The sequence below is a fragment of the Pseudomonas sp. 2995-1 genome, assembly GCF_002742505.1.
In the GTDB taxonomy this organism is placed as follows: domain Bacteria; phylum Pseudomonadota; class Gammaproteobacteria; order Pseudomonadales; family Pseudomonadaceae; genus Aquipseudomonas; species Aquipseudomonas sivasensis.
The window spans coordinates 235,115-255,471 of record NZ_LJSA01000377.1; the positions used below are offsets into that span (position 1 = coordinate 235,115).

At 61.6% G+C, this 20,357-nt stretch carries 13 protein-coding genes and 3 pseudogenes; 8 read left to right on the forward strand and 8 right to left on the reverse strand.

From position 1 onward, the window contains the following. Positions 1–14: 14 nt before the first annotated feature. The gene (locus AOA61_RS18320) at positions 15–992 is read right to left on the reverse strand and encodes a DMT family transporter (protein WP_099602325.1); all 978 of its coding nucleotides are present in this window, start codon (positions 990–992) and stop codon (positions 15–17) included. Between the two features lie 92 nt (positions 993–1,084). On the opposite strand from AOA61_RS18320, the gene AOA61_RS18325 reads away from it, so the two are divergent. After that, positions 1,085–1,993 carry a LysR substrate-binding domain-containing protein gene (locus AOA61_RS18325; RefSeq protein ID WP_099602326.1) on the forward strand — a complete coding sequence of 303 codons (909 nt, stop codon included), beginning with the start codon at positions 1,085–1,087 and terminating at the stop codon, positions 1,991–1,993. 33 nt (positions 1,994–2,026) lie between these two features. Here AOA61_RS18325 and AOA61_RS18330 read toward each other — a convergent pair whose 3' ends face one another. Both AOA61_RS18330 and AOA61_RS18335 read right to left on the reverse strand, forming a co-directional pair. Beyond that, complete coding sequence (locus tag AOA61_RS18330; RefSeq protein ID WP_032885313.1) at positions 2,027–3,319, reverse strand: sorbosone dehydrogenase family protein; 1,293 nt, start codon at positions 3,317–3,319, stop codon at positions 2,027–2,029. Continuing rightward, positions 3,316–3,729, reverse strand: a complete 414-nt coding sequence (locus AOA61_RS18335; protein ID WP_032885312.1) for a DUF2231 domain-containing protein — start codon at positions 3,727–3,729, stop codon at positions 3,316–3,318. The genes AOA61_RS18330 and AOA61_RS18335 overlap by 4 nt, the downstream gene beginning before the upstream one ends. A 172-nt stretch (positions 3,730–3,901) precedes the next feature. Here AOA61_RS18335 and AOA61_RS18340 point away from each other — a divergent pair, with 172 nt between their 5' ends. Both AOA61_RS18340 and AOA61_RS18345 read left to right on the forward strand, forming a co-directional pair. After that, entirely contained in the window at positions 3,902–4,927 is a 1,026-nt protein-coding gene (locus tag AOA61_RS18340; RefSeq protein ID WP_032885311.1) for a UV damage endonuclease UvsE, read from the forward strand. Next, the gene (locus AOA61_RS18345) at positions 4,927–5,700 is read left to right on the forward strand and encodes a nucleotidyltransferase domain-containing protein (RefSeq protein WP_099602327.1); all 774 of its coding nucleotides are present in this window, start codon (positions 4,927–4,929) and stop codon (positions 5,698–5,700) included. The genes AOA61_RS18340 and AOA61_RS18345 overlap by 1 nt, the downstream gene beginning before the upstream one ends. Positions 5,701–6,180: 480 nt before the next feature. Here the strand turns inward: AOA61_RS18345 and AOA61_RS18350 are convergent, their stop codons facing one another. After that, positions 6,181–8,121, reverse strand: a complete 1,941-nt coding sequence (locus AOA61_RS18350) for a methyl-accepting chemotaxis protein (RefSeq protein WP_032885309.1) — start codon at positions 8,119–8,121, stop codon at positions 6,181–6,183. A 149-nt stretch (positions 8,122–8,270) separates the two neighbouring features. Beyond that, positions 8,271–12,260 (reverse strand): bifunctional nitrate reductase/sulfite reductase flavoprotein subunit alpha, encoded by a 3,990-nt coding sequence (locus AOA61_RS18355; RefSeq protein ID WP_099602328.1) that lies wholly within the window; start codon positions 12,258–12,260, stop codon positions 8,271–8,273. 613 nt (positions 12,261–12,873) lie between these two features. Here AOA61_RS18355 and nirB point away from each other — a divergent pair. The 5 genes and pseudogenes from nirB to AOA61_RS32265 all read left to right on the forward strand — a co-directional run. Continuing rightward, positions 12,874–15,417: a nitrite reductase large subunit NirB gene (nirB, locus tag AOA61_RS18360; protein ID WP_099602329.1), complete on the forward strand. Its 2,544-nt coding sequence runs from the start codon at positions 12,874–12,876 to the stop codon at positions 15,415–15,417. Continuing rightward, the gene (gene nirD, locus AOA61_RS18365; RefSeq protein ID WP_099602330.1) at positions 15,417–15,779 is read left to right on the forward strand and encodes a nitrite reductase small subunit NirD; all 363 of its coding nucleotides are present in this window, start codon (positions 15,417–15,419) and stop codon (positions 15,777–15,779) included. The genes nirB and nirD overlap by 1 nt, the downstream gene beginning before the upstream one ends. 186 nt (positions 15,780–15,965) lie before the next feature. Beyond that, positions 15,966–16,055 (forward strand): annotated as a pseudogene (locus tag AOA61_RS32255) (nitrite reductase (NAD(P)H) small subunit); the annotation flags it as partial. A gap of 457 nt (positions 16,056–16,512) precedes the next feature. Beyond that, positions 16,513–16,602 (forward strand): annotated as a pseudogene (locus AOA61_RS32260) (nitrite reductase (NAD(P)H) small subunit); the annotation flags it as partial. 188 nt (positions 16,603–16,790) lie between these two features. Then, a pseudogene (locus AOA61_RS32265) lies at positions 16,791–16,880 on the forward strand (nitrite reductase (NAD(P)H) small subunit); the annotation flags it as partial. Positions 16,881–17,011: 131 nt separating this feature from the next. Here AOA61_RS32265 and AOA61_RS18390 read toward each other — a convergent pair. The 3 genes from AOA61_RS18390 to AOA61_RS18400 are packed head-to-tail and all read right to left on the reverse strand — an operon-like array spanning position 17,012 to position 20,355. Further along, a complete protein-coding gene (locus AOA61_RS18390; protein WP_099602331.1) occupies positions 17,012–18,343 on the reverse strand; it encodes an ABC transporter substrate-binding protein in 1,332 nt (443 codons plus the stop codon). Between the two features lie 39 nt (positions 18,344–18,382). Continuing rightward, positions 18,383–19,450, reverse strand: a complete 1,068-nt coding sequence (locus AOA61_RS18395; RefSeq protein WP_095184622.1) for a branched-chain amino acid ABC transporter permease — start codon at positions 19,448–19,450, stop codon at positions 18,383–18,385. Positions 19,451–19,473: 23 nt separating this feature from the next. After that, on the reverse strand, positions 19,474–20,355 hold the full coding sequence (locus AOA61_RS18400; RefSeq protein ID WP_099602332.1) for a branched-chain amino acid ABC transporter permease: 882 nt from the start codon (positions 20,353–20,355) through the stop codon (positions 19,474–19,476). Positions 20,356–20,357: the final 2 nt, after the last annotated feature.

Consider the following 20,357-nt stretch of genomic DNA (forward strand, 5'->3'; position numbering starts at 1 on the left):
GGTGCACTTGCGCCTCACACCCGTTCAGCACCCCCGCGGGTGCTGGCGGGGTCTGCCCTGGTCAGGATGATCCGCACCGCCATCACCACACCGGTTAGCACAGCGGCCAAGCCTGCGGTTTCCATCGGCGTTGGCCAGCGCCCGTGAAACCCCAGGCCGAGCAGGGTGGCGAAGAGTGATTCAAGGGCGATCAATTGGCCGCTCAGTACCATAGGCAAGCGCTGTGTTGCGGCGTTCCAGGCCCAGGCGCCGACCACGGTCGACATCAGCGCGATGATCAGGCTCCAGGCATACAGCGGCCCAGCGCGGGAGAGCCCAAGGCCCAACGTCGGAAGCTTGAGCAGGCCGAAGCCCTGTATCAGCGGCAGCAAGCCCAGTGTGGCGGTGCCTGCACCGAGCAGCATCAACGCGCTCCAGAGTCCAATGCTCGACGCGGGAAGGTGCATCAATTGCTTTTGATTGATCACGCTGAAGCCTATCCACAAGCCAACCGCGCTCAACGAAAACAACAGCCCCAACCCCCAGGAAGCAAGGCTCAATGAAGGCTGGTGCAGGCTGCTCAGATTGGCCAACAACAGCCCCAGGGTCAGGCACGTCAACGGCATCGCCAGCCTGCGCCACTGCACGGTTTTGTCCCTGGCGTTGCCGAGCAGAGCCAGCAACACGGGGACCATCCCCACCAGCGTCGGCGTCAGCACCGGGCCGCCGAACATGACTCCCGCAGCGATGCACGCGCCGTACCCCAGGCAGCCCAAGGCGCCGAGGGCTGCGGCGAGGCAGAGCTGGCCAGGCCGCAACAAACGCAGGTGCGCCCGGCACAGAATCACGCCCAATACACCCAGTGCGCCCGCGATCAAAAAACGCATCACCATCAGGTCGTAGAGGGTGTATTCGCCACTGACGTAAGGCGTGATGAAGTTCAGCGCCCAGCCCAGGGTCGAGATGACCGCCAGGGTTACGCCAACAAATATCGAGCTCTTCGGTAAGGTCATCAGGGTTATCCATCAGGCGAGAGATCCATGGTGCCTAGCCGCGAGGCTGTGCTACAAACGAGTTCTCGGCCCTGAATGCATAACTTCAGATTATGAATACGCTCGGTAAAACCTTGCCGCCTCTTGCCAGCTTGTTGCCCTTTGAAGCAGCGGCGCGCCTGTGCAGTTTCTCCAGGGCGGCGGATGAATTGCACATCACACAGGCGGCTGTCAGCCGACAGATTCGTGGGCTTGAAGACAACCTCGGGGTGAAGCTGTTTTACCGGCGCAACCGCGCGGTATCCCTTACGCAAGAAGGGCGTGACCTGGCGCGGGTGGTTAGCGACGCATTGCACAGCATCGGTGACAGCGCAGCCCTCTTGCGCGCCGCGCAACGCAGCGACCGGGTGGTGCTGCTCTGCCAACTGTGCGAAGCGTTTTATTGGTTGATGCCGCGTCTGTCGAGTTTCCACCAGCAATACCCGCATCTCGATATCCAGGTCGTGACCTCAACCCGGCCGCTGACGGAGTTCAATGCGCACTTCGACGTTGCTCTGCAAAGTTCGCGGCGACCCAGTGGCGCACATCCCTTGATGTTCACCGCTGCTGACGAAGTGTTCCCGGTGTGCAGCCCGGCCTACTTCGATGCGCGACAACCGCTGTCGCTCACCGAATTACAGTCGGCCACTTTTTTGCACCACAGCTCCCAGCCTCCGCACTTGATGGAGTGGGACAGTTGGTTGCAGGTGTTCGGGCAGGCAGTGGCCGCCAATGCGCGCAGTGCCACATTCGACAGTTATCCATTGATGTTGCAGGCAGCGGTGGAAGGGCATGGAGTTGCCATGGGCTGGCGCCGTACGGCAAGCAGGCTGATCGAGAGTGGGGCGCTGGTCAGGCCCTGTGTGGAGAGCGTGCATTTACCCGAGGCGATTTCGATTTATCGTCATCAAGGCGCGGGCGACCGCCCAGAGATCGCGGCGTTGTTGGGCTGGTTGCAGGAGCAATTAAAGGGCGACAGCTGACGGCTGATCAGCTGTCGCACACTCAATGCGCTGTTATTGGTTACGCGTCACGCGCCACACCGTGTTGGCCAAGTCATCCGCAATGATCAGCGCACCTTTGGGGTCCACCGTCACGCCCACCGGGCGGCCACGGGTCTTGCCGTCGTCGCCACGGAAGCCGGTGGCGAAGTCAACCGGCTCACCCGCAGGTTTGCCATTGCTGAACGGCACAAAGATCACCTTGTAGCCCACCGGATTCTCGCGGTTCCAACTGCCGTGCTCGCCGACGAACACGCCGTCGGCGAATTTTTCGCCCATGGCCGGGATGGAAAAGTCCACACCAAGTGCCGCCACGTGAGAGCCCAAGCTGTAATCCGGCTTGATCGCAGCAGCGACTTTGGCCGGGTTCTGTGGTTGTGCACGCGGGTCGACGTTCTGGCCCCAGTAGCTGTAGGGCCAACCGTAGAAGGCACCTTCACGCACCGACGTCAGGTAGTCCGGCACGAGGTCGGGGCCGAGTTCATCGCGTTCATTGACCACTGTCCACAGTTGCCCGGAGTCGGGTTGGATGGTCAGCGCCGTGGGATTGCGCAGCCCGGTCGCGTAGGGCTTGTGCGCGCCGGTGGCGGCGTCGATCTGCCAGACCATGGCGCGGTCGATCTCCACTTCCATGCCGCGTTCGGTGACGTTGCTGTTGGAGCCGATACCCACGTACAGCTGGCGCCCGTCGGCACTCACGGCCAGGGACTTGGTCCAGTGGTGGTTGATCTGTGCCGGCAGGTCGGTGACTTTGACCGGCGCACCGCTGGCCTTGGTCTGGCCGTCGGTGTAGTCGAAACGCACCAGCGCATCCTGATTGGCGACGTAAAGCTTGCCGTCCGCAAATGCCAGGCCATAGGGCGCGTTGAGGTTATCGGCGAACACGGTTTTCAGCTCGTAGGTGCCGTCACCGTCGGCATCGCGCAGCAGGGTCAGGCGGTTGCCGCTCTTGACCTTGGTGTTGCCCTCGGCCTTGATCAGGCTGGCGATCACATCCTTGGGCTTGAGCTTGGCCGCACTGCCGCCACGGCCTTCGGCGACGAGGATGTCACCGTTGGGCAGCACCAGGGTCTGGCGGGGGATGGCCAGGTCGGTGGCGATGGCCGTGACGCTGTAGCCTTCGGGCACTTTGGGTTTCTGATCGCCCCATGGCGCGGGCTCGGCGATCTTCATGCTCGGCAGCAGGCTGCTTTGTTGTTCCGGCAATTTGGGATCAGGGCCGCGGGCCTGGGTTTTATCGCCTTCGCCACCGCAGGCGCTTAACAGCAGGGCGGCACTCAACAGGGTCAATGTGCTGGAGGTTTTCATTTCACACCTCCCGAACGCAGGCCGGTCCAGGTCGCTGCGAGCGTCAGCAGCATCACGATCGCCGACAACACCAGGCCGGTCGGCATGGAGGCGTAAGCGTCCTTGGCGTGTTGGAACGCGTTGACCAGACCGAGTATCCAGGTGGCCAACAACAGCAGGACATACCGAGTAGGTTGCCCGGCCTTACGCTCGGCGCGCAGCAGGTTGACCAGTGCAAACAGCAGCGCAAAACCACCGAATACCAACGCACCGGCGATCAGCCAGGAGGCGAAGTTCGCCCACTGGATCTGGTAGGTCTGGGTGTAGGCGATGTCACTGAGCAACGCGCCAAGAAACAGCGGCACGGTGCCGGCGAGCAAGGTCGCATGCAGCGGACCTGGCGTGGGGCGATAGGTGGAGAGGGTAGTCATGGGGGGGCGGCTCCTTTTTATCCAACGCCCCTGGGCGGGGCAGCGCATAGGAAATGAGCGCGGCGCTTGTCGGAAAGTTCAGGGTGATTGGTGTCTAAATATTATGAGCCCGCTGCCAGAGCCCATGCATAAGGCCGTATCATCGTGTACTTTCCTTTCGCCAGGCGCCTCTATGACACACCCTCGCATTGGCTTCGCATGCCAGTACAAGCACCCCGAACGCCTGTTGTCGCCCAGCGCCCTCAAGCTGATCGAAGGCCCGTTCAACCCCCGCACGACCACCTTGCGCTGGATGGACGGGGTTACGCCGCAGGTCGCCCGCGAAAAATTGGTCGAAGTGGTCACCCATAATCTGGCAGCGCAATTGCGCCTGTTGGCCTATGTCGCCCAACTGCCGCCAACCTTGCGCATGCTGCGCTTGAGCAGCGACCTGCTGCCGTTCTACAGCCATCCGAAAGTCGCCGACGTCTATAAAGATCCCGCCATCGAGCGCCAATTGATTGAAGGTTTCGCCGCCATCGGCGAGCTGGCGCGTGCCTCGGATATTCGGCTGTCGTTCCACCCTGGCCAATACTGCGTGCTCGGTTCGGAAAACCCCGGCGTGGTTGAAAACAGCCTCGCCGAATTCGAATACCACGCCGACATGATCCGCATGATGGGCTACGGGCGGCAGTTCCAGGACCTCAAGTGCAACGTGCACATCGCCGGACGCCTGGGCGTTGAGGGCACTCGCGCGGTGTGGTCGCGCTTGTCTGAGGTGGCGCGCAACTGCATCACCTTCGAGAACGATGAAAAGACCTACGGGCTCGACCACTGCCTGCAAGTCGCCGATCTGGCGCCGGTTGTGCTCGATATTCACCACTGCTGGATCAACGAAAACGAGTACATCGATCCCAGCAGCGAACGCGTCACTCGCGTGATCGACAGCTGGCGCGGCGTGCGGCCGACGATGCACTACTCCCAGCCCCAGGAAGTCCTCCAGGAACTGGGCTTCGACGCCGAGCACAAGTTGGAAATGGACGCGCTGTTGCAGGTGGTCTCCAAGCGTGACCTGTATGCCCACAGCGCGCAGATGTGGAACCGCTGGACCAACAACTACGCGCTGCAGTTTCTGGAGCGCTTCGACATCATGTTGGAATCCAAGGACAAAAACGTGGCAGCGCTGGCGTTTTATGAGCACTGGAAGAGACAGTCGTGATGACGTCGAACAGCTCGGGTATTGACCCGGATGGCTATATCCTAAGCGTCCCCCACAACCCTATGCAGCCTGAGTTTCAGGCATTGCTTGAGGATGTCTGCGCTTCGCTGTCGCCGGATGATTTGGGGCTGGACAGCCTCTATCTGTACGGCAGTGTCGCAAGGGGAGACGCCACGCCCGGTGTCTCTGACCTGGACCTCACGCTGGTGCTGCGCGAACCGCCCACCGCGCCGCTGCTGGCGCGTCTGGAAGCGATTCGCAGGGCGTTGGAGCAACGGCACCCGCAAGTCATTAAGGTCGATTTTGACATCGGCAGTCGTGGGCAAGTGTTAGCGGCTGACAACAGCAACAGTTGGGGCTTCTGGCTCAAGCACCATTGCCGCTGCCTGTGGGGCAATGATCTTTCCCTGCATTTCGAGCGGTTTCGGCCGTCCCGCGACATTGCCGTGGCGTTGAATGCCGACTTTGAACACGTGCTGGCCGGCTACCTCACGCGTATTGCGCAAGCCGCTACCCAGCAGGACCGATTGCGCTTGCAGCGTGAAGCATCACGCAAGGTGGTGCGGGCCACGCATGTGTTGCGTTCGCAGGATGCAACAACGTGGCCGCAGACACTTGAAGAGCATGTTGCACTGTTCGTCAGGCGTTATCCGACGATGATCACGCAGGTGGCGTTCTTTCTGTTTGAAGCGCGAAATCCTGAAGCCGAAGTCGACAACTTCACGACCCGGCTGCAGACCTTTCTGGGTTGGATGGCCTCGCAACAGCAATAAAGGTGTTGGCCGTGAGGCCCCCACTGCAGCATGGCCATCTCCGCACTTTCTAAAGGCCAACACATGACCCTGTAGTGAGCGGGCTAGCCCCGCGCTGGGCTGCGAAGCAGCCCCAAAGCCTGCCAACGCGGTTTTACTAAGAAATCACGGCGGTCTTATTGGGGCCGCTTCGCAGCCCAGCGCGGGGCAAGCCCGCTCACCACAAGAGCGTCGTTTTGTCAGGTTATGTCTTCACCGCAGATGTGTAGATGCCCACGACCATTGCAGCATGAGCATCTACACACTTCCTAAAGGCTGACACATAACACTTGTGGTGAGCGGGCTTGCCCCGCGCTGGGCTGCGAAGCAGCCCCAAAACCTGGCACTGGGTTTTACTAAGAAATCGCGGCGGTCTTATTGGGGCCGCTCTGCAGCCCGGCGCGGGCGGTGCGACGATTCGATAAGCCCGCTCCCAGCGTTGATCAATGTGCTTGCCAACCCTCAGGACTTGAAGCGTCCCACCAACCCATTGAGCTCATCCGACAAATTCGACAAGCGCCCCGAGTCGTCTTGCGCGGAGTTGGCCAGGCTTTCCACCAGGCGCGCTTCGTCGTAGATCTGCTGGATATGCCGGTTGATTTCTTCGGCCACGCTGTGTTGTTCCTCGGCGGCGGCGGAGATTTGCAGGTTCTGGTCGCGGATCTCGTTGACCGACAACTGGATGCCTTCAAAGCTGTCCCGCGCGCTTTCAATGGACGACACACTGGCCCGTGACAGGTCCAGGCAACTGCCCATTTTTTGCGTGACTTCCTGGGTCTTGTTTTCCAGGGTGCCCAGCAGGTTTTCGATTTCGCCGGTGGAGTCGGAAGTGCGCTTGGCCAGCGCCCGTACTTCATCGGCCACTACCGCAAAACCACGACCCTGATCACCGGCGCGGGCTGCTTCGATGGCGGCGTTGAGCGCCAGCAGGTTGGTCTGTTCGGCAATCGCGCGGATGGTGCCGATGATCTGGTTGATGCTGCGGCTGCCGGCTTCGAGTTCGACCATGGCGTCGGACGACTCGGTCAGACGGCGGCCCAGGCGGTTGACGTTATCGGTGGTGACCTCGATCTGTTGCTTGCCCTCGGCCACACGGCGATGGCCGTTCTCCGCCGACTCTGCCGCGCTGCTGCAGGAGCGCGCGACTTCGTTAGCGGTGGCGACCATTTCGTTGAATGCGGTGGATACCAGTTCCACGGCCTCACGCTGCCGCCCGGCGGCTTCGTTCATGTTGTGCGCCACTTCGCTGTTGACCTTGGAGGCGTTGTGCAAATTGGCCGAGGCCGCGCCGATGTGCTGGATCAATTGGCGGATGGCGGCGAGGAACTTGTTGAACCAGCCAGCGAGTTCAGCGGTTTCATCCTTGCCCTGCACGTGCAGTTCGTGGCGCAGGTCGCCTTCACCCTCGGCAATCGACTGCAAACCGGTACTGACCTGGCCGATGGGCTTGACGATCACTTTGGAAAACGCCGCCGCGAGCACGCCGAAGATCAGCACCAGCACGCCGACGATGACGGCGGTGAGGTAGGTCATGCGCGTGGCTTCGGCCATGACTTCGCGGTGTTCGATCAGGCCGATATAGCGCCAGCCCAGGCCGGGGGAGGTCCACACGTTGGCCATGTAGCGCACGCCGTTGATTTCCACTTCGGTAGAACCCTGGGGTGTCTCGGCCAAGTGCGCATAGGCGGCACCCAGCTCCTTGAGCGGCTTGAAGCTGTGGGCGGCGTCGCGCGGGTCGACCAGCACCACACCGTCCTCGATCAGCATTACGTAGCCGCTTTCGCCGAGCTTGATGCTCTTGACCAACTCGGTGAGGTTCTTCAGCGACACGCTGACCACGAACACACCCTTGGCCTTGCCGGCGTTATCCAGCAGTGCCCGCGCTGTGCCCACCAGGGCCACGTCGTCTTTGTCGTAATAGTACGCCGGGGTGCGCACGGTCTTGCCGGGGCTGGCCATCGCGGCTTTGTACCAGGGGCGTGTGCGTGGATCGTATTTAGCCAGTTGTGGATCATCGGGCCATTTGACGTAGGTGCCGTCTTCCAGGCCGATGGACAGGATGGCCGCCGCCGGATGGGTGGCGCCAAACCGGGCGAATCGGTCGATCACCTCTTGCGCGGCCGCAGGCATCGGTTGGCTGGCAGCGTCGGCGGGTTGGTAATTCTTGAGGGTGTTGACGGAGGTGTATACAGGATCCGTGGCCATTTGATCGACGTTCTGCAGCGTGCCGTCGAAGAACTGACGGATATTGCCATCGATCTGGCGGATTTCGCGGGTGCTGCCGTCGATGAACTGATCGACCGCCTGGGTCCGCGTGTTCATGACAGAGATCACCGCCACCAGGCTGACCGGGATAAACGCGACAGAGACAAACGCCAGTACAAGCTTATTTTTTATTTTCATCGAGACGACCATCAGCACGGAGGGTGGTGAAACCGTCGCATTCTGCACCCGCAGCGCGGCGATTTGCTATCACCGCTGTTTCGGCTAGATGCCGGCAAATCTTTAGGGTTTTTTGTACACAATACAATCGGCGATTGTTCTGTATCCAATCAGTAGACATCACGCAGATAACGCTTCTGCTCACTCAGTTGGCGCCAGTACTCCACGGCGTCCTCTACGCCCAGTCCGCCGTGGGTATTTGCGACCTGGCGCAGTGCCTGGTCAACGTCCTTGGCCATATGGCTGGCATCCCCGCAGATGTACAGCTTGGCGCCGTCCTGCAACCAGCGCCACAGCTCGGCGCCGTGTTCACGGATGCGGTCCTGCACGTAGATCTTCTGCGCCTGGTCGCGGGAAAACGCCAGGCTCAGATGGGTGAGTAGGCCGTCGCGCTGCATGCCTTGCAGTTCGTCCTGGTAATAAAAATCGCTGGCGGCGTACTGCTCGCCAAAAAACAGCCAGTTACGCCCCTGATGCCCCAGGGCCCGACGCTCCTGCAAGAACGCACGGAACGGCGCCACACCGGTGCCGGGACCGATCATGATCATCGGCACGTCACCGTCGTTGGGCGTGCGGAAGTGTTTGGACGGCTGCACAAACACCGGCACTTCGCCGTCGCCGACGCGGTCGGCGAGGAAGGTGGAGGACACGCCTTTGCGCTTGCCATAACGCACGGCGGCCACCGTCAGGTGCACTTCGTGGGGATGGGCCTTGGCACTGGAGGCAATCGAATACAGACGCGGTTGCAGACGTTTGAGGGTGCCCAGTAGCTCGTCCGCCGAGCAGTCGATGGGATATTGCTGCAGCACATCCGTGAGCTGTCGGCCCCATAGCCAGTCTTTGAGTTCAGCCTTGCGCTCGGGCCGCAGCAGTTGTTCCAGGCCCGGATTGGCACTGCGCTCGGCAATAAAGGCCAGGGTCTCGCTGCCAGGACGGGCGATCTCGAAGTGCTGGGTCAGCGCCTGTTGCAGCGATACCTCACCAAAGGTGTCGATGTTTACCGAGGCGCTAGGGCTCAGGTGGGTCAGCTCCAGCAGTTCGCTCACCAGTTCCGGGCAGTTGCGCGGCCGCACGCCGAGGGCGTCTCCGGCTTCGTAGGTCAGGCCGGAGTCCGCCAGGTCCAGGGCGAATTGGCGAGTTTCCTTGTGGGCGTTCTGGGGGTTCAGGTGCCGGTTGAGCAGCAGGCGTGATTGATGCAGTTTGGTTTTGCCGGCGGGTGTGGCGGCCAGTGTGACGGGCTTTGCCGGGTTGAGGGTTTGCTGCAACTTCGTCAGCCAGGTATCGGCGCGTTCTTCGAATTCGGTATCGCAGTCGACGCGTTCCAGCAGGCGCGTCGCCCCCAGTTCCACTAGGCGCTGATCAAGCCTTTTGCCGTGCCTGCAAAACTGGTCGTAATTCGGATCACCCAGGGCCAGTACGGCAAAGCGCAGGGACTCCAGGCGCGTGTCGACGGTGCTGAGGCTGTGCCAGAAACCTTCGCCATTGTCCGGTGGGTCGCCGTCGCCAAAGGTGCTGCTGATCAGCGCCAGGTTCTGGGTACTCGCCAGTTTGCTCGTCGGGAAGTCCGCCATGGCGCTCAGTTCCACGCTGATGCCCGCTTCGCGCAGGCGTTTGGCGAAGCGCTCGGCCAGGGCTTCGGCGTTGCCGGTCTGCGAGGCCCACAACAGGGTGACGTCCGGGGAGGGGAGCGGTGCAGCGCCTGTGCGACTGAACAAACCACCGAGCAACCCGTCCAGCCATAAGCGGGTGTCCTGGGCCAATGGCGCGCTTGCCGGCATCACCGGGACGCCAGCGTCCTGCCGCGCGGCGCTGGAGTGCAGGCCACTGAGGAAGCCGGCGAGGTAGGTGCGTTCACTGTCGCTCAGTGACGGCGCCGGCCTGTTACGGATACCGGTGAGATCAGCGAAGGCGTCAAGGCGCGACATGGTGAGGTCCTCCGGAAGGTCATGGGAAGTGGGCGCCGGTTGGTCGAGGAATTGATGGTCGATCAGCTTGACTCGGGCCAGCGCGACCGCGCAGCACTTGAACTCGGGCTGCAGGGAAATCGGGTCGACGGCATCGTTGGTCACCGCATTGATCGCCAGGTGCTCGCCAAACACATCGTTCCAGTGGAAGGGCGCAAAGCAGTTGCCGGGCCGCACGCGGTCAGTGATCACCGCAGGCAGCACGGCACGCCCACGCAAGGAGCGCACCTCTACCGGATCCTTGGCCGTGATGCCGAGGCGCGCGGCATCGTCGGGATGGATCTCCACGAACGGGCCGGGGTTGAGTTTGTTCAGGGTGGCGACTTTGCCGGTCTTGGTCAGGGTGTGCCACTGGTGCTGCAGGCGGCCGGTGTTGAGCACGAAAGGGAAGCGGTCGTCGGGCATTTCCGCAGGCGGCATATGGGGGCGCGGGAAGAATTGGCCTTTGCCGCTGTCGGTGGCGAATCTGAGCGTGCCGGTATTCAGGTAGCGGATCGGGTTTCGGTCTGCGCCGTCGGCTGAAGGGCAAGGCCATTGCAGCGGTTGTTCACGCAGGCGCGCATGGCTGGCGCCGCGCATGTCATAGCCGGTCTTGGGGTTCCAGGCGCGTTTGATTTCTTCGAAAACGTCGGCGGCGCTGGCATACGTGAACGCGTCGGCAAAGCCCATTTCACAGGCGACCCGGGCGATGATCTGCCAGTCCGGCAAGGTTTCACCGGGTGCATCGACGGCCTTTTGCATCAGGGTCAGGTTGCGCTCGGAATTAATCATCACCCCTTCGGCCTCGGCCCACAGCGCGCCGGGCAGCAGGATGTCGGCGTAGCGGTTGGTCTCGGTGTCGAGGTAGGCGTCCTGGGTGATCACCAGTTCTGCTGTGCGCAAACCGTCGATAGCGGTCTGGCGATTGGGCACGCTGGCCACCGGGTTGGTGCAGATGATCCAGCAGGCTTTGATCTGCCCGGCGGCCATCTGTTCGAACATCGCCACGGTGCCGTTGCCGGCTTGGCGCGGCAGGTGGCCAGGCGGGATTTGCCAGAGGTCTTCGATAAATGTGCGGTCGGCGTCGACCATGACCGAGCGCTGTCCTGGCAGGCCCGGGCCCATGTAGCCCATTTCGCGGCCGCCCATGGCATTGGGTTGGCCGGTGAGGGAAAACGGCCCGCTGCCGGGGCGGCAAATCGCGCCGGTGGCCAGGTGCAGGTTGCACAGGGCGTTGGTGTTCCAGGTGCCATGGGTGCTTTGGTTGAGGCCCATGGTCCAGCAGCTCATCCATTCTGCGGCCTGGCCGATCCAGTCGGCGGCTTGGCGGATATCCGCTTCCGCCAAACCCGTGATGGCAGCGACGCTGTGGGGCGGGTAGTCCTCAAGAAAACCGGGCATAACCTCCCAACCTTCGGTGAACGTGGCGATAAAGCCGGGGTCGGTGTGGCCGTTTTTCACCAGCAGGTGCAGCAGGCCATTGAGCAGCGCGAGGTCGGTGCCGGATTTGATCGGCAGGTACAGATCAGCTTTGTCGGCGGTGGCGCTGCGCCGGGGGTCGACCACGATCAGCTTCGCCCCGGCCTTGACCCGGTCCATCATGCGCAGGAACAAAATCGGATGACAGTCAGCCATATTGGCGCCGATCACGAAGAACAGGTCGGCGCGGTCAAAGTCTTCATAGGAACCCGGTGGCCCGTCGGAACCGAGGGACAGCTTGTAGCCGCTGCCGGCACTGGCCATGCACAACCGCGAGTTGGATTCGATATTGCGGGTGCGCACAAACCCCTTGGCCAATTTGTTGATCAGGTATTGCGCCTCCAGGGACATTTGTCCGGACACGTAGAACGCCAACGCATCGGGGCCGTCACGGTCGAGGATATGGCGCAAACGGCCGGCTGTTTCGCTGATGGCGGTGTCCATGGCGACCCGCACCGGGTCGTGATCGCGCTGCTCACGCAGGTAAGCGTTTTCCATGCGCCCGGACTCGGCGATGGCTTGGCCGCACGTAGTACCTTTGGTGCACAGGCGGCCAACGTTGGTGGGGTGGGCCTTGTCGCCGATCACCTTGACCACCTTATTGTTTTCCACTTGCATCACGATGCCGCAGCCGACGCCACAATAAGGACACACGCTACGTACGCTTTGGTTTGCCATCCGTCACCCTCTAAACTTTTTTACCCGCCAACAAAAAAGCGCCCTGCAACCCTCCGTTTGGAAACGGGGGTTGCACGGCGCCTTTGTCGTGAATGGGCAATCAGCGTTGACTGCTTTATGCAGGTGTTCCTAGCAAGTCACGCGCCAGGTTTTTTCGAACGCTGCAATGGGTGCTTTTTTGTGAAGAGCCGGCTTGTTCCGGTGAGCTGGCTGTTGGGGTGTGCGGGCTAGTCGAATCGTCGCACCGCCCGCGCTGGGCTGCGAAGCAGCCCCAACACTCATCAGCCTGGAAATTGATGATGCAAGTGCGCCTTTTTGATGCAACGCGCACCAGTTGGATGCGCAATCCACGTTGTTCAGGCAACGCGAGGAGACTTCAGCGGCGCCACGTACGGCTCCGCGGCCAATTGGCATAGAGCCTGCAAGCTCCCCGTCAACCCCACTCGGTCAACGACGATCGACAGGCCATTGAGGTCATGGGCATAAAGCGATGGATCCGGCGAAGTCGTCCGAACAGATCCCGCATAAGAACAGGCAAAGACGCCTGGAACCGCAAGGTTTCAGGCGTTTTTTTTTGCTTTTTAAACCGTGATGAATGTTGTCAGGTGCTGATATGAACAAACCGATGAAAACCCTGATCGTCGTTGGCAATGGCATGGTCGGTCACCATTGTGTGGCGCAACTGATCGAGCGCGGCGCGCTGCAACACTACCACCTGCATGTGTTCAGCGAAGAGCCGATGCGCGCCTATGACCGTGTGCACCTGTCCGAGTATTTCACGGGCCGCGATGCCGAGTCGTTGGCACTTTCCGAGGCGTCGCTGTACCAGACGCCGGGAGTGACGTTGCACCTGGGCGTGCCGGTGCTGGAGATCGACCGCGTTCGCCGTGAGGTGATCACGGCTCAGGGCTGCGTGGCCTACGACACATTGGTCCTGGCCACCGGCTCCTATCCGTTCGTGCCGCCGATCGAAGGCGCCGAAGGGGATTCGCGGTTGGTGTATCGCACCTTGCACGACCTTGATGCCATCCGTGCAGCGGCAGCCAATGCCCGACGTGGTGTGGTGGTGGGCGGTGGCCTGCTGGGCCTGGAAGCCGCCAACGCCCTGAAAAGCTTGGGGCTGGAAGCCCATGTGGTGGAGTTCGCACCGCGCTTGATGCCAGTGCAGTTGGATGATTTCGGCGGCCTGGCGCTCAAGGCCCAGATCGAACGGCTGGGCGTCGGCGTGCACCTGTCCCGTGCCACGCAGTCGATCAGCGCGGGCGAGCAGTACCGCTATCGCATGAACTTTGCCAACGACGAGTTCCTCGAAACCGACCTTATCGTGTTCTCCGCAGGTATCCGCGCACAGGACGCCCTGGCGCGCCAGGCTGGCCTGGAGATTGGTCCGCGTGGCGGGGTGGTGATCAACGATGAGTGCTTGAGTTGCGATCCGCACATCTACGCGATTGGCGAGTGCGCGTCGTGGAACGGCAGCCTGTTCGGCCTGGTCGCACCGGGGTACCAGATGGCCCGTGGGGTAGCCGCATTGTTATGCGGGCAGGTCGCCGAGCCCTTTGTCGGTGCCGACATGTCCACCAAGCTCAAACTGCTCGGCGTGGACGTGGGTTCCATCGGCGACGCCCATGCCCACACGCCGGGTGCGCGCAGCTATCAGTTCATCGACGAGGCCAGCGCCAGTTACCGGCGCCTAGTGGTGGACGCATCGGGCAAGCATGTGATCGGCGCAGTGCTGGTTGGCGACAACAGCTACTACGACACGTTGCTGCAATACATGCAGAACGCGATTGCACTGCCTGCGGAACCGGCCAGCCTGATCCTGCCGTCGTCCGCCGGTGCACCGACCCTCGGCCCAGGCGCGTTGCCGGAATCGGCCACGGTGTGTTCGTGCCACAACGTGACCAAAGGCGCGATTTGCTCGGCCATCGACGGCGGTTGCAGCGACCTCGGCCTGCTCAAATCCCAGACCAAGGCTTGCACCGGTTGCGGCGGTTGCGCGGGCTTGCTCAAGCAAGTGTTCGAACACGAGTTGATTGCCCGTGGCGTCAGCGTCGACAAGAGCCTGTGCGAACACTTCGCCTACACCCGTCAGGAGCTCTATGCCCTGGTGCGTGTGGAAGGGGTGACCACCTTCGAAGAACTGCTGGCCAAACACGGCCGTGGCCACACCGGTTGCGACGTGTGCAAACCGGCGGTGGGTTCGATCCTGGCGTCGTGCTGGAACCAGCCAATCATGGACGCCTCGTTGGTGCCGTTGCAGGACACCAACGACACGTTCATGGCCAACATGCAGAAGAACGGCACCTACTCGGTGGTGCCACGGATTCCCGGTGGTGAAATCACGGCCGACAAGCTGATCGTAATCGGTGAAGTGGCGAAGAAATACGACCTCTACACCAAGATCACCGGCGGCCAGCGCATCGACTTGTTTGGCGCGCAGTTGCATGAGCTGCCGGATATCTGGGCCGAGCTGATCGCCGCTGGCTTTGAGACCGGGCACGCGTATGGCAAATCCACGCGTACGGTGAAGTCCTGCGTGGGCAGCACTTGGTGCCGCTACGGCGTGCAGGACAGCGTGAAAATGGCGCTGCTGATCGAGGATCGCTACAAGGGCCTGCGTTCGCCGCACAAACTCAAGTTCGCGGTGTCCGGCTGCACCCGTGAATGCGCCGAAGCCCAGAGCAAGGACGTGGGCGTGATCGCCACCGAGAAGGGCTGGAACCTTTACATCGCGGGCAACGGCGGCATGCGTCCGCGCCATGCCGAACTGTTCGCTACTGACCTCGACGACGCCACGTTGATCCAGTACATCGACCGCTTCCTGATGTTCTACATCCGCACCGCTGACAAACTGCAACGCACCTCTGTGTGGCGCGAAAGCCTGGAAGGTGGCTTGGATTTCCTCAAAGACGTAATCCTGCACGACAGTCTCGGCCTGGGCGCGGAGCTGGAAGCGCAGATGCAGCTGGTCGTCGACCGCTACGAATGCGAGTGGGCCAACGCCCTCAAGGATCCGGAAAAACTCAAGCGCTTCCGCACCTTCGTCAACGACAAACGCCCCGACCCGGACATCCACTTTGTCCAGGAACGCGGCCAGCGCCGGCCGATCATGGCCGCCGAACTCAACCTGATTCCCGTCATCGAGGAGATTGCCTGATGAGCCAGCCTGACACTCAGCACCACCTGTCCACCTGGAAAGGGGTGTGCAGTGAGCAAGACCTGGTGAGCAACTCCGGCGTAGTGGTGTGGTTGGACGGCGCTCAAGTGGCGCTGTTCTACCTGCCGGGTGCGCAGGAGCAGACGCTGTTCGCCATCGACAACCATGACCCGGAGTCGGGAGCGAATGTAATTGGCCGTGGATTGGTCGGCAGTATCAAGGGCGATTTGGTGGTGGCTGCGCCGATCTATAAGCAGCATTACCGCTTGCAGGACGGCCAGTGCCTGGAGTCGCCACACCAGCGATTGCAGGTGTGGCCGGTGCGATTGAATGAGGGCGTGGTGGAACTCGCAGTGAGCTGATACACCTCGGTCAAAATGTGGGAGGGGGCTTGCTCCCGATGGCGGTGTGTCAGTCGACATCGGTATGCCTGAACCACTGCTATCGGGAGCAAGCCCCCTCCCACATAAAACCGCATTACAGCTGAGAAATCCCACTGCTCTTTGCTGCAATCACGCGGCGTAATGCCTTTCTCCCTCGCGTACTAGGACGGCCAGTGCCTGGAGTCGCCACACCAGCGATTGCAGGTGTGGCCGGTGCGATTGAATGAGGGCGTGGTGGAACTCGCAGTGAGCTGATTCGGTCCAAGTGTGGGAGGGGGCTTGCTCCCGATGGCGGTGTGTCAGTCAACATCGGTATGGCTGAACCACTGCTATCGGGAGCAAGCCCCCTCCCACATAAAACCGCTTCGCAGCTGAGAAATCCTACTGCTCTTTGCTGCAATCACGCGGCGTAATGCCTTTCTCCTTTGCGTACTAGGACGACCAGTGCCTGGAGGCGCCACACCAGTGATTGCAGGTGTGGCCGGTGCGATTGAATGAGGGCGTGGTGGAACTCGCAGTGAGCTGATACACCTCGGTCAAAATGTGGGAGGGGGCTTGCTCCCGATGGCGGTGTGTCAGTCAACGTCTGTATGGCTGAACCATTGCTATCGGGGGCAAGCCCCCTCCCACATAAAACCGCATTGCGGTGGAGAAATCCTACTGCTCTTTGCGGCAATCACGCGGCGTAATGCCTTTCTCCTTCGCGTACTAGGACGGCCAGTGCCTGGAGGCGCTGCACCAGCGACTGCAGGTGTGGCCGGTGCGATTGAATGAGGGCGTGGTGGAACTCGCAGTGAGCTGATCGACCTCGGTCCAAGTGTGGGAGGGGGCTTGCTCCCGATGGCGGTGTGTTAGTCAATATCGGTATGGCTGAACCACTGCTATCGGGAGCAAGCCCCCTCCCACATAAAAAACTGCATCGCAGTGGAGAAATCCTACTGCTCCTTGCTGCGATCACGCGGCGTAATGCCTTTCTCCTTCGCGTACTAGGATGGCCAGTGCCTGGAAGCGCCACACCAGCGATTGCAGGTGTGGCCGGTGCGATTGAATGAGGGTGTGGTGGAACTCGCAGTGAGCTGATCGACCTCGGTCCAAGTGTGGGAGGGGGCTTGCTCCCGATGGCGGTGTGTCAGTCAACATCGGTATGGCTGAACCACTGCTATCGGGAGCAAGCCCCCTCCCACATAAAACCGCATTGCCGCTGAGAAATCCTACTGCTCTTTGCTGCAATCACGCGGGGTAATGCCTTTCTCCTTCGCGTACTGCGCCGCCGAGGCTTCGATGATCGGCCGCAGCAGCGCGCGGTCGGCTTGTACCCAATCGCTGATCAGGTTCCAGCGCTGGCCATCCCACTGCTGGAAGCGTACCGCGCCGCCGCCTTCATGGTCGGCGCAGGACAGTTTCAGCGGTTGCACCAGGCCTTTTGCGCCCAGGGCCTGAAGACGCGTATCGTCCAAGTTCAGGTGTTCGAACCCCCAGCGCACTTGTTCGCCAGTGAGGGGCTGGTGGCCGTATTTTTCCTGGGCCAGGCGCACGGCTTCGACGTTGAGAATGCCGTTCACCACACCGAGGTTGTAGTACACCGTGCCGAAGCGCTTCGGATCGGCTAGGTTGCCTTTGCCCGCGTCCACCACGCTTTGCTTGATGCCTTGCAGCACTGGGAAATCGGTGCCGGACGGGTGGGTGGTGATGGAGATAAAACCCTTGGCTGCGTTGCCGGCCGGCAACACGTCTTCTTCCGAGTTGCTCCAGATATTGCCGATGATGTGATCAGCCGGGTAACCGACTTTTTGCGCAGATTTGAGCGCCACCGGGTTCATCACGCCCCAGCCGCGCAGGATCACCCAGTCCGGCTTGAGACGGCGAATGTTCAGCCACTGCGATTGTTGCTCGTTGCCAGGGTGTGGCACTTCCAGCAGGGTCAATTCGAAGCCGGCATTTTTGGCCAGGGTTTCCAGTACCCCGTTGGTTTCCTTGCCGTACGGCGAGCCGTGGTAGAGCACGGCGATTTTCTTGCCCTTGAGTTTGTCGGCACCGCCTTCGCGCTGGCCGATGTAGTTGATGATCGCCGAGACTTCCGAATACGGGTTGAGCTGCAACGGGAACACGTAGGGGAAGACGCTGCCGTCGGTGGAGTCGGTGCGTCCGTGGTTGATGGTGATCAGCGGTAGTTTGTCGGCGGTCGAGCGATCCAGCGTGGCGTAGGCGATGCCCACCGACAGCGGGTTGGTGGCCGCTGCGGGCGCACCGTTGAGACCGCCCTTGAGGCGCTCGTAGCATTCGACGCCTTTTTCCACCACGTACTCGGTCTCGCATTCGCTCCAGGTCAACTTGACGCCGTTCACGCCGCCGTTGGCGTTGATGTATTGCAGGTAGTCGATAAACCCACCGAAGAAGCCGGTGCCACCGGCGGCATAGGGCCCGACCCGATAGCTCTGCAACGGAAAGTATTGTTGGTTGGCGGCCTGGACGGTGCCTGTGAGCGTGGCGGTGATCAAGGCCAGGCCCAAGGCCAGGCGGCGCAGCGGTGCGGGGTGTCTCATGGAGGCAGTTCCTCGGGGTTCAGCTCGGGGGTTAGTAAGTTAGTAACGCAGCGGCCATACCCTGGCCCGTTGACGAAAGCGCTGCCACAGTCGGGCCAGCCCCTCCGGCTCCTTGATCAGGAAGGTGATGATCAGTGCACCGAACAGCATCTTCTGAAGGTTTTCCAGCTGGCCGGCGTCCATCAATCCGGCCGGCAGCAACGCGAAGAGGTTGCCCAGCAGGATCGGGAACAACACGATGAAGGCCGCGCCGAGGACGTTGCCGAGCACACTGCCCAGGCCGCCGATAATGATGATGAAGAGCACCTGAAATGAGCGGCTCAGGTCGAAGCCGTGAGGCTCCACCGTGCCCAGGTAGGCGAAGGCCCAAAGCGACCCCGCGACACCCAGGTAGAAGCCGCTGATGGCAAACGCCAGCAGCTTGGCCTTGAGCAGCCGAATGCCGATCACGGCGGCGGCGGTGTCCATGTCGCGCACGGCCATCCAGTTGCGGCCCAGCTCACTGCGCACCAGGTTTTTACCGAGCCAGAACAGCGCCACGACCACGCTGAGGGTCAGCAAGTAGCGGCCACATGGCGAGCTGAAATCAACCCCGGCGATCAGCAATGGCGGCGAGGTGATGACCCCGGATGCGTTGTCGTTGGTAAACCAACTGAAGCGGGTCAGCACCCACTCCACCACGAACTGGGCGGCCAGGGTCGCTACCAACAGGTAAAAGCCCTTGATGCGCAGGCTCGGCAGACCGAAGAACACCGCCACCAGCGCAGCGATCACGCCGCCCAGGCCAAAGCTCACCAGCAGCGGCAAACCGGGTACGCGCAATTGCAGGTTGTAGGCGGCAAATGCGCCCACCGCCATGAACGCCGCCGAGCCCAGAGAGAGTTGCCCGGCGTAGCCAGTCAGCAGGTTCAGGCCGAGGCCGGCCAGGGACAGCACCAGCAGCGGCACGAGGATCGCGCTGAACCAGTAGTCGTTGCCCAGCCACGGCATCACCACAAAGGCAAAGCCCAGCAGTAGCCACAGTGCGATGCGGTCCTGGCGCAGGCGAAAGGTGCGGCGCTCGGCCGCGTAGGAGGTACTGATTTGACCGACTTCTTGATACAGCATGCAGGCATTTCCTCAAAAAACGATCAGACCCGTTCGATGGCGCGCTCGCCGAACAACCCGGCAGGGCGCACCAGCAAGAACAGCAAGGCAAGGACGTAAGGCACCCAGTTTTCAATGCCGCTGCCGATGATCGGGCCGAGGTAGATCTCGGCGATTTTTTCGCTCGCGCCGATGATCAAGCCGCCGACAATCGCGCCGCCGATGGACGAAAATCCGCCGATGATCAGCACCGGCAATGCCTTGAGTACCACCAGCGATAACGAGAATTGCACCCCCAATCGCGCGCCCCAAAGCAACCCGGCCACCAGTCCGACAAACCCCGCCACGGCCCACACCAGGGCCCAGATGCGCGGCAGGCGAATGCCCACCGCCATGGACGCCAGCGGGTCGTCTGCGACTGCACGCAGCGACAGGCCGATACGGGTTTTGTTGAACAGCAATGACAGGGCGAGCACCAACGCGGCGGCGGTGCCGGCAGCGAACAGGTCGAACTGCGAGAGCAGCATGCCGCGGATTTCCAGCGGCTCGTCGGCAATGCCCAAATCCAGGCCATGCACCTGCGCACCCCAGAGGAATTGCGCGAAGCCTTCGATCATGTAGGACAGCCCAAGGGTGGCCATGAACAGGATGATCGGCGGGCGATTAACCAGGGGCCGCAGCACCACTTTCTCGATCATCAGCGCAAGCACCACCATGCTCACCAGGGTCAGCAAAAACGCGAAGACAAACGGAAAGCCGCGCTCCAGCAGGCTGACAAAGGTCAGTGCGGCGAACAGCACCATGGCGCCCTGGGCGAAGTTGAAGACGCCCGAGGCTTTGTAGATCAGCACAAAACCGATCGCCACCAGGGAATACATCACGCCCGCCAACAGGCCGCCGATCAGCACCTCAAAGAAAAATTCCATGC